The organism is Lamprocystis purpurea DSM 4197, from assembly GCF_000379525.1.
Lineage (GTDB): Bacteria > Pseudomonadota > Gammaproteobacteria > Chromatiales > Chromatiaceae > Thiodictyon > Thiodictyon purpureum.
Genome location: NZ_KB902463.1, coordinates 83267 through 95032, shown reverse-complemented (window position 1 = coordinate 95032; position 11766 = coordinate 83267). Strand labels below are relative to the sequence as shown.

Genomic DNA, 11766 nt, shown 5'->3' with positions numbered 1-11766 from the left:
GCGGCGTCCCGCCGCGATGCGGTGCCGCGGTGATCGCGAACGCTGCGGTGACACGCCCGACCCCATCGCGGCGGGACGCCGCTCCCACAGGGTCGCTGCGCGACTTTCACGGTTAAGCCTCGACCTCCAGTGCGCCCCGACGATCATGGCCGCCGCTTTGATGCGGGGCGTTGATGTGACGGTGATGACCCATTCCAGTGGCTGAGGGTCTATCGTGGGAGCGGTCTGTGGCCGCGATGGGGTCTCGCGGGGACTTGAACATTGGGGTTCGCCGCGGCGTCGCATCGCGGCCGGAGGCCGCTCCCACGGGGCGGCGGGTGGTTTTCACGGTAACATGCGGCGCTTTGCGGGCTGACGACGCTTACCAGGATCGTCGATCGATCATTAAACCGCGCCAGATCCAGCAGTCGTCGCGTCTGCCGGGGCCGATTCCATCCAATAACATCGCCTACCGCGCTGGGCGCGGTTTAGCAGAGACCGCAACGATGAATTACACCGCCATCCTCGACGCGCTGGGCCAGGCCAGCCTGTTCCAACTGTTTCGCTTGAACGTGGCCATCCGCAATCAGCTCGATGATCCGGCGCGCATCGCGGCGGTAAAGCGCGTGCTGCGTGTCGGTCAGACCATCCGCTGGTTTCACAGTACCGAGAACCGTCTGATCGAGGCGAAACTGTTGAAAATGAATCGGACACAGGCTGATGTTCAGGATCTGGCGGACGGGAGGCGGTGGACCATTCCGTTTTATCTGATCGATCTGGATGGTCAGGATGTGACGATCGGCGCGCGCAAGCGGCAAGCGCTGGACCGCAATCGTCTGAGCGTGGGTGATCGGGTGGGTTTCAAGGACCGCCAGGGTCAGGAGCGGTTCGGCCAGGTGGTGAAGCTGAATCCCAAGTCGGCGGCGGTGATGGTGGATGGGCTGCGCTGGCGGGTCAGTTACGGGCTGCTGGTGTCGGTGATCGATGGCGATCTGGGTGATGAGCTGCTGGCGTTGCCGGGGCAGTGGGTCACGATCACGGACGAGGATGCGGATGGCGCGTCCTCGGCGCTACCCGGAGAGCAGTCGCTGTGTGAGGATGACGGCAGCGAGGACAGTGAGTTTGCCTGACCGGCCATGATCGGCGCTCCGGCCAAAACGATGATCCGGATTTGTCCACAGATGTCACAGATGAACACAGATGAAGAAGCGTATCTGTGAACATCTGTGTGCATCTGTGGATCAAATTTCCGCCCAAGGCCGTGCGGAACCGGCCGGAGCGATGACCAAAACCGGCAGGCACCTTCCGTCCAGTTCAGCAGAGACCGGCTATCGCGCTTATTCAGGCATCCAATCCGCATCCAAGACCTGAGGGATCTCCCAGGGGCAGTGTTCAGGAAAGGCATCGAGTCCCGTCTCGGCGGTGGCGGCGCTGATGGCATCTTCCCAGATTTCCTCCAGCCAGTCGGGATCGCGCAGGATGGTCTTGAGGCTCGGCGTGCGCTTGAGGCGCAAACTCAGCGAACGCCGTTGGGCGAGGATGGTACGACGCCAACTGTTGCCCCGGCGCTCCGGTTGGTAGTGCCACTTCAACAAATGGGCGAGCAACACCGACAGCCGGTTCGCCAGTTCCCGCTGCTCGCTCTTGCCCACGTCTTCGATCTCCTCGGCGATGTGCTCAATATCGAGTTCCGCGAACCAGCCGGCCCGCAGCAGGCGCGCCTGCTGCTCAGCCCAGGCGCCGATGTCGGTGTCGTACAGGTCAGGGGCGGCGAGCCCCGATGGCTTGAGCCTGACGGTCATGGCGGAAAGCCTCCAGTCTCTGTTTTCCTTCGTGTTCTTTGTGTCTTTGTGTGAGCAATTGCCGGATTTAGGATACCGTAAAGCGCCTTGGCGTGATCACTGCCTTTGCCGGGTTCAAGAGGTCGGGCCGTTCCTTGTCCTTGCCGCCGCGCGATCCAGTTGCCGCTCCCGCAGCCAAATAAAGATGACCGGGGTGACGATGAGAATATGCACCAGGCTGGAGAGCATCCCGCCGACCACCGGGGCGGCCAGCGGCTGCATGATTTCGACGCCGGTGCGCTGAAGCCAGAAGATCGGGGTCAGTGACGCGATGGTGGTGGCTACGGTCATGACTTTGGGGCGCAGCCGCAGCCGGGCGCCGGCTTTGACGGCTTGCGTCAGTTCCGCGCGGGTCAGCGGGCGGCCGAGATCCTGGCTCATGGTTTTTACCGATTCCTCCAGATAGGTGACCATGATGACGCCGGTCTGAATGGCGGTGCCGAAGAGCGCGATATAACCCACCCAGACGGCCACGCTGAAATTGAATCCCATCCAGGCTTGCAGCAGCACGCCGCCGGTGAGTGCGAATGGTACCGCCAGGAGGACATGGGCCGCTTCTCCCACCGAGCGGAAGGTCATCACCAGGGTCGCGAAGATGATGAGGATGACGGCGGGGACGACGTAGCCGAGCGTGGCCCGTGCGCGCAACTGGTTTTCGTATTGACCGGAGTAGTCGATGGTCATTCCCGGTGCCAGGGTGATCTCGGCGGCGATGCGCTCCTTGATCTCCTCGACGAAGCCGCCCAGGTCGCGGTCGCGGACGTTGGCCTGTACGAAGACCCGCAGCCGGCCGTTCTCGCTCTGGATCTCGTTGGGGCCGACGACGCGCTTGAGGTCGGCGACCTGGCGCAACTGCACGGTCGCGCCCGAGGGGGTGGCGACCAGGATCTCGCCCAGCCGGTCGATGTCGCCGCGTTCGGATTGTTCCAGCCGCACCTGAAGCGGCCAGCGTTCGCGGCCCTTGATGGTGGTGCCGACGCTGACCCCGCCAATCCCGGCCTCCACCTGACGGAAGACCTCCGCAACGCTCAGCCCGTAGCGGCCGAGCATCTCGCGCCGGACCTGAATCTCCAGATAGGGCTTGCCCTGCACCCGTGACGGCGCGACGCCGACCGCACCGGGGACGCGATTGATGACGCGCTCGACCGCGAAGGCCTGCTCCTGGAGTGCATCGAGATCGTCGCCGAAGATCTTGACGCCGACCTGGGCCCGGATGCCGGTGCTGGTCATCAGGATGCGGTTCTCGATCGGCTGGAGGAACCCCGGCACATAGCCGGGGACATTCATCAGGCGCTCCGACAGATCGGCGATGATCGATGCCTTGGTCGTCCCGGGCGACCAGGCGTCGGGCGGCTTGAGCTGGATGGTGGTTTCGATCATCTCGACCGGCGCCGGGTCGGTCGCGGTGGCGGCCCGCCCCAGCTTGCCGGCCGCCGAGGCGACCGCCGGGTGCGCGCTGATGACCTGATCCTGCCAGGCCATGATGCGTTTCACCTCGGTGAACGCGGTGGCCGGCAGCAGCACCGGCATGAAGAGCAGCGACCCTTCCTCCAGGGTGGGCATGAATTCGGTGCCGAACCCCTGGGTATACCGGGCGATCGACTCGGGCAGGTGGGCATTGAGGGCGCGCGGCAGCCCCCAGGCGATGACGATGCAGACGGCGAGCAGGCTGGTCGCGAGCCCCAACACGGTCTTGCGGTGGCGCAGTGCCCAGTCGAGCGCCGGCTCGTAGAGGCGCAGCAGGCGCTGCATCAGCCAGTTCTCCGACTCCGGCTGGAAGGGGCCGCGGATCAGCAGGGTGCAGAAGACCGGCACGGCGGTCACCGCCAGCAGGGTGGCCCCGATCAGGGCGAAGGTCTTGGTATAGGCCAGCGGATGAAACAGCTTGCCTTCCTGGCCGGTGAGCAGGAACACCGGCACGAAGGCGAAGATGATCACCAGCATCGAGAACACGATGGGCCGCCCGACCTGGGTGGCGGCGGCCAAGGTCTGGGCGAAGACCTCGGCGGCGTTGAGCCGGCGGCGCAGCGCGGCCTCGGCGCGCTCGCAATGCCGGATGACGTTCTCGGTCATGACGATGCCGGCATCCACCAGAACGCCGATGGAAATGGCGATCCCGGTCAGCGACATGATGTTCGAGGGGATGCCGAACTGATCCATCAGAATGAAGGCGATCAGAATGGACGCCGGCAAGGGCAGGGTGACGATCAGGATGCTGCGAAAATGGAAGAGAAAGAGGATGTGCATCAGCGTCACCAGGATGACTTCCTCGGTCAGCGCCTCCTTGAGGGTGGAGATGGCGCGCTCGATCAATTCGCTGCGGTCATAGAAGGCGGCCAGGCTGACACCCGGCGGCAGGCCGGGGCTCAGGCCGGCGATCCGGGTCTTCACGTCCTGGATGACGCGATAGGCGTTCTCGCCATAGCGCATGACCACGATGCCGCCGACCACCTCCTTGCCATTCACATCGAGCGCGCCGCGGCGGAAGTCGCCGCCGACGCGGATGGTGGCGACATCGCGCAGATAGAGCGGGGTGCCGTTACGCGGCAGTACCGGAATCTGTTCCAGGTCGGTGAGATCCTGCACCAGGCCGATGCCGCGGACGATGTACTCGGCGCCGTTTTCCTCGATGGTCTTGCCGCCGACATTGCGATTGCCGCTGCCGACGGCATCCATGACCTCGCCCAGCGTGGCGCCGTATTGCTTCAGTTTGAGTGACGAGACCTCGATCTCGTATTGGCGCACGAAGCCGCCGATGCCGGCGACCTCGGCCACGCCCGGAACGGCGGCGAGTTGATAGCGGATGAAAGTATCTTGCAGGGTGCGCAACGAGCCCAGGTCCTGCGTGCCCGAGGTGTCTTTGAGGTAATACTGGTAGACCCAGCCAAGGCCCGTGGCATCCGGTCCGAGCCGCGCGATCACACCGGCCGGCAGCAGGTCGCCCAATGAATTGAGCCGTTCCAACACCCGGGTGCGGGCAAAGTAGACATCGACCTGATCGGCGAAGATCACCGTGAGGAACGAAAAGCCGAACATGGAACTGGCCCGCACGGTCCGCACCCCGGCCAGGCCCTGCAATGAGACGGACAGCGGGTAGGTGATCTGATCCTCGACCTCTTGCGGCGAGCGGCCGGGCCAGTCGGCATAGACGATGACCTGATTCTCCGACAGGTCGGGAATGGCGTCGATGGGCACGCGCTGCAGCGCGACCAGGCCCCAGGCGCAGAGGGCGAGCAGGCCGCTCAGGACCAGGAAGCGGTTATGCAGCGACCAGTGGATGAGCCGGGCGATCATAGGGTCTAGCAGCCTGTCGGACTTAGCCCCTAGGATAAGGGCATGAGTCAACATAAAGGCTTTTTGTTGCTCCACAATCTAACGTAAGGTGATTTCCGCGAGAAATCCAACCCGTAGGAGCCCGCTTGCGGGCGACGGGTGGGGGCACAATGACGCGATTCCGGCAGGTCACGTCGCCCGCAAGCGGGCTCCTACGGAGCTTGATTCTTGATAGCGTCTTATTCGGAAGTCGCCTAAAGTCCGACAGGCTGCTAGGCGTACTCCCTACCAACTGAAGTTGAAGTGTCATTCCGGCAGGATGCCGGAATCCAGTGCCATGGATGGTCCCTCGCAGCGGCCTTGATCGTAATCCCGGCCAGCGGCGTGCGTAGTCAGGGCTTCCAGCCCTGACGGTGTCAGGCCAGGATGGCCTGACTACGCACTCGGCGAGCGCAAATGGCCGGAATCTTGATCGAGGCCCTCGCGCGCACCTGGACCAGCAAGACACGATGGAACGCTCTACTCGTTCACTGCTTCGCCGCATTCGAGCATGGCGGACCCGAAGAAGGGGTTACGCAGTTGCCGCGACCGGGAGAGCCAGCGGGCGGTACCGAGCACCGGGGTCATGGGACACTGATAGATCCAGAGTTCCTCCCGGTGGTGGAGGTGCCGGGTGCGGGCCAGATCCGCCACGGCGGTGCTGAATGGCTCAAAGGCGCGGCGGGCCGCGTCGAGGTCGGACGCCTCGGCGAGCGTGCCGGTGAAGGCGGCCAGTTCACCCCGCGCCGTCGCGGCATCGCCGGCGAGATAGGCGGCGAGCGCCGCGCGCAAGGCGGGCAACTGCTGTTGGTAGGCGGCCAGATCATCGGCCGCGAGTGCGTTCGCGCCATCGGCGGTGGCGAAGGCCAGGGTACGCAGCAATCCGTAAGCCGCCTCGGCCGGCGGCGGAGGGGCGGCGGGAATCGTCACCGGCGGGCGATGGCCCTGGTGAGGGTCCGCCGCCGCACCCGCGTGGGCGAGTTGGGCCTGCGCATCGAGGATCAGGGCGGCGGTGGTCACGACCCGGTCGCCCGCGTTGAGGCCGCTGAGCACTTCGGCCTGGGTGTCGCCCACGCGCCCCAGCCGGATTTCGCGGGCCAGATAGCCGCCCTGCTCACCCAGGTCGAGATAGACGATGGGCCGGCCGCTGTGCTGCAGGACGGCCGCGCGCGGCACCAGCAGGTGGTCCGGCGTGGTGACCGACACCAGCGCCTGGGCGGTCTGGCGGTAGCGCAGCCGGCGTTCGGGGTTCTCCAGGGTGACCCGCACGCGCGCCGTGCGGGTCTGTTCATCCAGGTTGGGGTCGATGAAGCTGATGGGAGCGGTCAGCACCTGGCCGGGGAGCGAGGGCACCGACACCTCCACGGTCTGGCCCAGGCGCAGCCAGGCGAGGTCGGGCTCGTAGGCGTCGAACACGAACCACATGCGCGAGAAGTCGCCGATTTCGAACAGCGGGTCGTTGGTCTTGACATATTGACCCTCGTAGACCGCGCGCGAGACCACGGTGCCGGACAGCGGCGCGCGGATATTGACCATGGCGGTGGGCTTGAGCGTGCGGTCCAGGATGCGGATCTCCTCCTCGGTGAGACCCAATTCGAGCAGGCGTTCGCGGGCCGCCGCGCGCTCGGCGCGGGGGGAGGCGACATCGCCGGCCTTGAGCCGTTCGACATACTGGCGTTGGGCGGTGAGCATTTCGGGGCTGAAGACGGTGGCGAGCGGCGCCCCGGCCGCCACCTCGGCGCCCACATAGTTGACCTGGAGTGTCTCGATGCGCCCCGGCACCCGCGCGGCCAGGATGCGATGCCGGGTGTCATCATCGTTGATGACCCCGCTGACACGCAGGGTGCGGGTCAGCGCACCCCGGGTGACCTCGCTGGTCGCGACGCCGGTGACGGCGATCTGGGCGGCGTTGAGCGTGACGCGGTCGGGATCGGCCGCCGCTGCCGCGCCGTTACCGCCGACGGCGACGAGGTCCATGCCGCAAATCGTGCAGCGGTCACCGGGTTTGTCTGACGTGATCCAGGGGTGCATGGGGCACTGATAGATCGGTGCCGCCTGGATTGATGCCAGGGGTTGGTCGGCGCCTCGCGGTTGGTCGGCCGGGCCGGCCTGGCCGCGGCCGAGCAGATAGCCGCCGCCGGCGAGCAGCAGGCCGAGGGCGAGCAGGATGGGGATTTTGATGTTCATCATCCGGTGACCGGGGCGACTGGACTGGAGGCCGACGCTTTAGCGGGCGGCGCCGCGTCCGGGTAATGGCCGTAGAATAAAACTCAGCCACTCCGTCAGCTGAACGTGGGAGCGGCCTCCGGCCGCGATGCGAAGCCGCGGTCACTCGCGACCCTGCGGCAGTTTGCGAGGCCCGGTCGCGGCCGGAGGCCGCTCCCACAATATCCCGGCCGGTAAAGCCTCGATTTTCGGTCCTGCGGCCGGAACGACGATGAAGGCCGCCAATCTCAAGCCTCGGGCTCCTCCCCGATCCACCCCTGCAAGGCCTTGATCAGGCCCTCGGCCTGGGCGCGACTCGAGATGTTGAACTTGGACTGCTGACGGTATTCACCGGCACGCTTCTGATAGCGGCGGATGGTGTATTTGTCCGGTCCATAGATCTCCTTGGTGCGGTCCCAGTCCTGATAACGGAAAAGGATGGTGGTCCAGGCGCCCTTGGACAAGATCACCTTGTCCAATTCCTTGCAGGTCTCGATGCCGTCTTCCGTGTAGGAGACGGTCAGGTCCTCGACCTTCTCGGTCATGTTTTCTCTCCGCGAGTCGATGGCGCGGCCCCTTTATGGACGGGCGCCGGATTGTTGCAATGCCTGCCGGATAGCAGCGGTGTTCTTACCCTTAGGATCCAAGCCCAGCGCCAGTGCCAGCGGGGTTCGGCCGGACCCGTCGGGTTGGTTGATGTCGGCCCCGCGCGCGATCAGCCGCTTGACCGTTTCCAGGTGGCCCAGTCCGACCGCCAGGTGCAGCGGCGCGGCGCCGTGCGCGTCCGGTCGGTTGAGATCGGCGCCGCGCCGGAGCAGGAAGGCGAAACTATCGCGATCCGCGACCCCGGCCCGCACCAGGGCGAGCAGGATGGCCTGTGCATCCACTGCCGCACCCTCCTTCACCAGCATGGCGGCAACCTGGGTTCTGCCGTTGATCAGCGCCAGTTCCAAAGGGGTGCGTCCGGCACCATCCACGGCGACCAGCGATGCGCCATGTTGGACGAGTTCGCGGGCGATGCCGACCTGACCGGCCCTGGCCGCCACGTGCAGTGGGTGGTTGCCGTCGGGGTCCGCCTGATTCAGATCCGTCTTCCAGTAGATGTGCCGTTTGATCTGATCCAGATCGCCCACCCGGACCGCCCGGCTCAGGTCCACCGTCGGGTGCGCGGACTCGTCGCAGCCCCCCAGCAGCAAGGTTGTCAACAGGGCCAGGATCAGGGCCGGTAGAGCGGACGGGTGGTGCATGGTGCGGATCGGTTTGGCGTATCTTACGGACTGAACCGCGGGTTCGTCCGGATGGTATCGACCGGGGGAACGGCTCGCAACCGGTATCCTGCCGGAGTCGCATTCGACGGCGGCACCCGCGCCGACTGCATTCGGAGTCCTATGATCTGGAAATTCCTGCTGACGATTGTCGTGATGCTTGGCGCCTATCTGGTCGTTCGCACCAGATGGCGCGCAGCGGGCCGAGCCGGGGCACCGACCGCTCCGCCGTTGCTGCTGTCTGCCGGTTTGGTCCGCACGGTCGCTTATGCGCTGCTCGGCCTCATGCTGGCGGGTTCGGGTTGGTACCTGTTTTGGCAGTGGGAGACCGGGAATGCCGTGCTGGCGGTCGAGGTCGTGAACGCCAACACCGGGGCCGTCACCCGCTATGAGGCGCGCCGCCGCACCATCGAGGGTCGCGGGTTCCGCACCCTGGACGGCCGGGAGATTCGGCTCGCGGACGTGGAGCGGATGATTCTGGAGCCGGCCTCAGCCCACCGGCTGCCGGTCGGCGCCGAATGAGGCTAAACCGCGCCCAGCGCGGTGTGCGATGTTTTTGGATGAGACTGGCCCCGGCAGACGCGACGATTGCTGGAGCTGGCCCGGTTTAAGGTGACCAGCGCCCCGCCGCGGCCTCGTCGGTCGCCCGCGCCTCCACCCAGCGCTCGCCGTCGGGGGTCGTCTCCTTCTTCCAGAACGGTGCCCTGGTTTTCAGATAATCGATCAGGAACTCGCAGGCGCGAAAGGCCTCGGTGCGGTGTCGGCTCACCACCCCGACGAACACGATCGGCTCCTGTGGCGTCAGCAGGCCGACGCGATGGACGATCCGCAGACCCAGCAAGTCCCAGCGTGCGGCGGCCTCCGCGGCGATGGCCTCCAGGGCTTTCTCGGTCATGCCGGGATAGTGTTCGAGGGTCATGGCGCTGACCTCGCGATCTACGTTGATGTCCCGCATCAGACCGACAAAGGTGACCAAGGCCCCCACCTGCGGCTTGCCGCGCCACAGGGCTTCCTGTTCGGCGGCGATCTGAAAGGGCTGTTGTTGGACTTGGATACTGATCATGGCCATCGCATGCCTATCGCCTCTCTACGGCTCGCCAGGATAACGACGAAGCGGCGACTCAGCGTCGATTCTCGCTCCAGCAAGTCACAGCGGGTACGCGTTCGGTGCGTCAATTCAAAGTGTAACCTGGTTCTCGTCGCGGCGTTCGGCCGAGGTCTAGACTTGCCTCGGTTGACTCTCAGTGTGTGGCTTCTGCCGTCAGTGATCGAGGCGAAGGCGTCACAACACGGAACGACTCGGTTCGGTACTGCGCTTGTGGAGTGCGTTGTGAGCCAGCCGGATCGAGGCGTCGCACGCGATATCCGGATGTAGGCGCGGGTTTCAGACCCTCCCCCTAGGGCCAGGGCCGGGTCTGAATATCAGGTACAACGGCAATAACGCCTTTCTGAGACAAGGTCATCGGCGGCGACTTGAATAGATCGTTATGCGATGACGGTCGAGGTCAGGCGCTTCACATCTGCATCGGAGAACGACATGATCAGCAGTAACCGCACAAGCGCTCACGCATTCTTGAGAAAAGCCGTGATGGCCACGGTGTTGTCCGCTTCAGGGCTCTGGGTGACCGATAGCCAAGCCTGCTCGGAAATTATCCTCCCAGTCAATGGCGTCCAGTCGCCGGTCGTGTCGGCGCGGACACTGGATTTTCCCAATGTCGACCAAGGCTGGGAGGTTGCCTTGAAGGCGTTTGAGCGAGGGGTGGAGTGGAAGTCCAGATTTGGGCTGTGGACCGGCAAGACCTGGAGTAATTGGTATGGCTTCGTCGGCATGACCGCTCTTGAGTGGATCAAGAAGGTTCCGGGGATTGGGGGACCCTATATGCTGGACGGGCTGAACGAATATGGTCTGTCCGCGGCTTTTCTATGGTTGGATGGCTCGAGCTATCCCCGCTGGACCAGCGGCCCCGAACAGCTTCTGTGGCTCGATACGGTCAATTACATTCTGGGGAATTTCAAGACCGTTGCCGAAGTGAATAACGCACTCACGAATTCGGCAAGCCCCGACTTCGTGAAGATAGGGGGCGTGTGGCCTATTACAAAAGCGGTGCCGGTGCACGTCATCGTTCATGATAGCGCCGGTAAATCGCTGCTGATCGAGTGGGTTGAGGGAAAGCAGAATATTTATTGGGGTGACCAAATCGACAAGATCGGCGTGCTGACCAATGAGCCGCCATGGCCTGATATGCTCAAGGAACTGGCGAAACCGGAGATCAAGAACGCCAATCCGAAAAACGAGATGACGGGTCTCAAAGCTGACTCCGGACCGATATCGCGTTTTACGAAACTTGCCAAGCTGCGGGAGTTCGCGACGCTGCGGAATAAGGATTACCTCCAGGTTGCAGTTCATCTGATCAACAACGTCGACGTGGTTCATGGAACCGACGTAACCCCCGACTTCGGCGATGATTACACCGGTCCGACGTTGATTCGCGACCACAAGCAGAAAAAGCTCTACTTTAAAGGTCAGAACAACCAGAGCTTCCGCCTGATCGATCTTAGCGAAATTCGTTTTGATACGGCTGGTCTATCAAAGAACGCGATACTCGCAGACCCGAAACCTGGTGATGCCTACTATGACAAATACCAGTTCAGCCAGGATGTCACCGCGCTCTTGACTGCCGCTCGTCTGGAGTGGGACGGGACCGAGTCAGGCCCGAAGGTGCTGAGTGTCACTGTGTCGATGTCCGCCGAGGATCTGCTCAAGCTGCCGCCGGACATGCGGACTGGAAGCATGTTCATCTATGCGGTAACCCCATACCAGGAGGTCTACCAGTGGTTGAGCGACGGTTGGACGTCGGTGACCGATGGTTCCCTCTCGCCCGTCTACACCGGAGCACTTGCCAGCGAGACCTTTATGGTCGATCTCGAGCGGCTGCCGGTCAGTGCAGAGAATCAGTTTGGTACCAAGATCTATGCGGGTTACGGCGTCTCGAGCACTGAAATGTTCTTGGCTGATCGCCAGAAACTGGTCTTTGTAATCGGCGATTATGAGGATTTCAAGAATCAGGAGGACTGATCACGCGGGGTTAGCGGACGGCCTTGACCATCGTTCCTGCCAGTGCCCTGGCGTCGTGCACCGGAGGCCACGCAGCCGCGATGTCGAC

Annotated in this window: 10 protein-coding genes; 4 read left to right on the top strand and 6 right to left on the bottom strand. The window is 64.0% G+C overall.

The features are described 5' to 3' along the window. The coding region (locus A39O_RS42155) for a hypothetical protein (RefSeq protein ID WP_211211561.1) at window positions 1-205 on the top strand (205 nt) is incomplete at its 5' end. A gap of 280 nt (window positions 206-485) precedes the next feature. Then, window positions 486-1109, top strand: coding sequence for a hypothetical protein (locus A39O_RS0109340; RefSeq protein ID WP_020504395.1), 624 nt, complete (start codon window positions 486-488; stop codon window positions 1107-1109). A 207-nt stretch (window positions 1110-1316) separates the two neighbouring features. On the opposite strand, the gene A39O_RS0109335 is transcribed toward A39O_RS0109340, so the two are convergent. The 5 genes from A39O_RS0109335 to A39O_RS0109315 all read right to left on the bottom strand — a co-directional run bounded on the left by A39O_RS0109335 (window position 1317) and on the right by A39O_RS0109315 (window position 8584). After that, complete coding sequence (locus A39O_RS0109335) at window positions 1317-1781, bottom strand: DUF29 domain-containing protein (RefSeq protein ID WP_020504394.1); 465 nt, start codon at window positions 1779-1781, stop codon at window positions 1317-1319. A 114-nt stretch (window positions 1782-1895) separates the two neighbouring features. After that, the gene (locus A39O_RS0109330; RefSeq protein WP_020504393.1) at window positions 1896-5114 is read right to left on the bottom strand and encodes an efflux RND transporter permease subunit; all 3219 of its coding nucleotides are present in this window, start codon (window positions 5112-5114) and stop codon (window positions 1896-1898) included. Window positions 5115-5612: 498 nt separating this feature from the next. Next, complete coding sequence (locus tag A39O_RS32865; protein ID WP_169338430.1) at window positions 5613-7319, bottom strand: efflux RND transporter periplasmic adaptor subunit; 1707 nt, start codon at window positions 7317-7319, stop codon at window positions 5613-5615. A 266-nt stretch (window positions 7320-7585) separates the two neighbouring features. Then, the gene (locus A39O_RS0109320; protein ID WP_020504391.1) at window positions 7586-7882 is read right to left on the bottom strand and encodes a hypothetical protein; all 297 of its coding nucleotides are present in this window, start codon (window positions 7880-7882) and stop codon (window positions 7586-7588) included. A gap of 33 nt (window positions 7883-7915) precedes the next feature. Beyond that, complete coding sequence (locus A39O_RS0109315; RefSeq protein WP_020504390.1) at window positions 7916-8584, bottom strand: ankyrin repeat domain-containing protein; 669 nt, start codon at window positions 8582-8584, stop codon at window positions 7916-7918. Window positions 8585-8725: 141 nt separating this feature from the next. On the opposite strand from A39O_RS0109315, the gene A39O_RS0109310 reads away from it, so the two are divergent. Then, window positions 8726-9124 (top strand): hypothetical protein, encoded by a 399-nt coding sequence (locus A39O_RS0109310; RefSeq protein ID WP_020504389.1) that lies wholly within the window; start codon window positions 8726-8728, stop codon window positions 9122-9124. Window positions 9125-9209: 85 nt separating this feature from the next. On the opposite strand, the gene moaE is transcribed toward A39O_RS0109310, so the two are convergent. Next, on the bottom strand, window positions 9210-9665 hold the full coding sequence (gene moaE / locus A39O_RS0109305) for a molybdopterin synthase catalytic subunit MoaE (protein ID WP_026199272.1): 456 nt from the start codon (window positions 9663-9665) through the stop codon (window positions 9210-9212). 474 nt (window positions 9666-10139) lie between these two features. On the opposite strand from moaE, the gene A39O_RS0109300 reads away from it, so the two are divergent. Beyond that, a complete protein-coding gene (locus A39O_RS0109300; protein WP_157639901.1) occupies window positions 10140-11678 on the top strand; it encodes a linear amide C-N hydrolase in 1539 nt (512 codons plus the stop codon). Window positions 11679-11766: the final 88 nt, after the last annotated feature.

Coding starts and splice junctions, on each gene's coding strand:
- A39O_RS0109300 (WP_157639901.1), top strand. CDS start 10,140: ATGATCAGCAGTAACCGCACAAGCGCTCACGCATTCTTGAGAAAAGCC.
- A39O_RS0109310 (WP_020504389.1), top strand. CDS start 8,726: ATGATCTGGAAATTCCTGCTGACGATTGTCGTGATGCTTGGCGCCTAT.
- A39O_RS0109330 (WP_020504393.1), bottom strand. CDS start 5,114: ATGATCGCCCGGCTCATCCACTGGTCGCTGCATAACCGCTTCCTGGTC.
- moaE (WP_026199272.1), bottom strand. CDS start 9,665: ATGATCAGTATCCAAGTCCAACAACAGCCCTTTCAGATCGCCGCCGAA.
- A39O_RS32865 (WP_169338430.1), bottom strand. CDS start 7,319: ATGAACATCAAAATCCCCATCCTGCTCGCCCTCGGCCTGCTGCTCGCC.
- A39O_RS0109315 (WP_020504390.1), bottom strand. CDS start 8,584: ATGCACCACCCGTCCGCTCTACCGGCCCTGATCCTGGCCCTGTTGACA.
- A39O_RS0109340 (WP_020504395.1), top strand. CDS start 486: ATGAATTACACCGCCATCCTCGACGCGCTGGGCCAGGCCAGCCTGTTC.
- A39O_RS0109335 (WP_020504394.1), bottom strand. CDS start 1,781: ATGACCGTCAGGCTCAAGCCATCGGGGCTCGCCGCCCCTGACCTGTAC.
- A39O_RS0109320 (WP_020504391.1), bottom strand. CDS start 7,882: ATGACCGAGAAGGTCGAGGACCTGACCGTCTCCTACACGGAAGACGGC.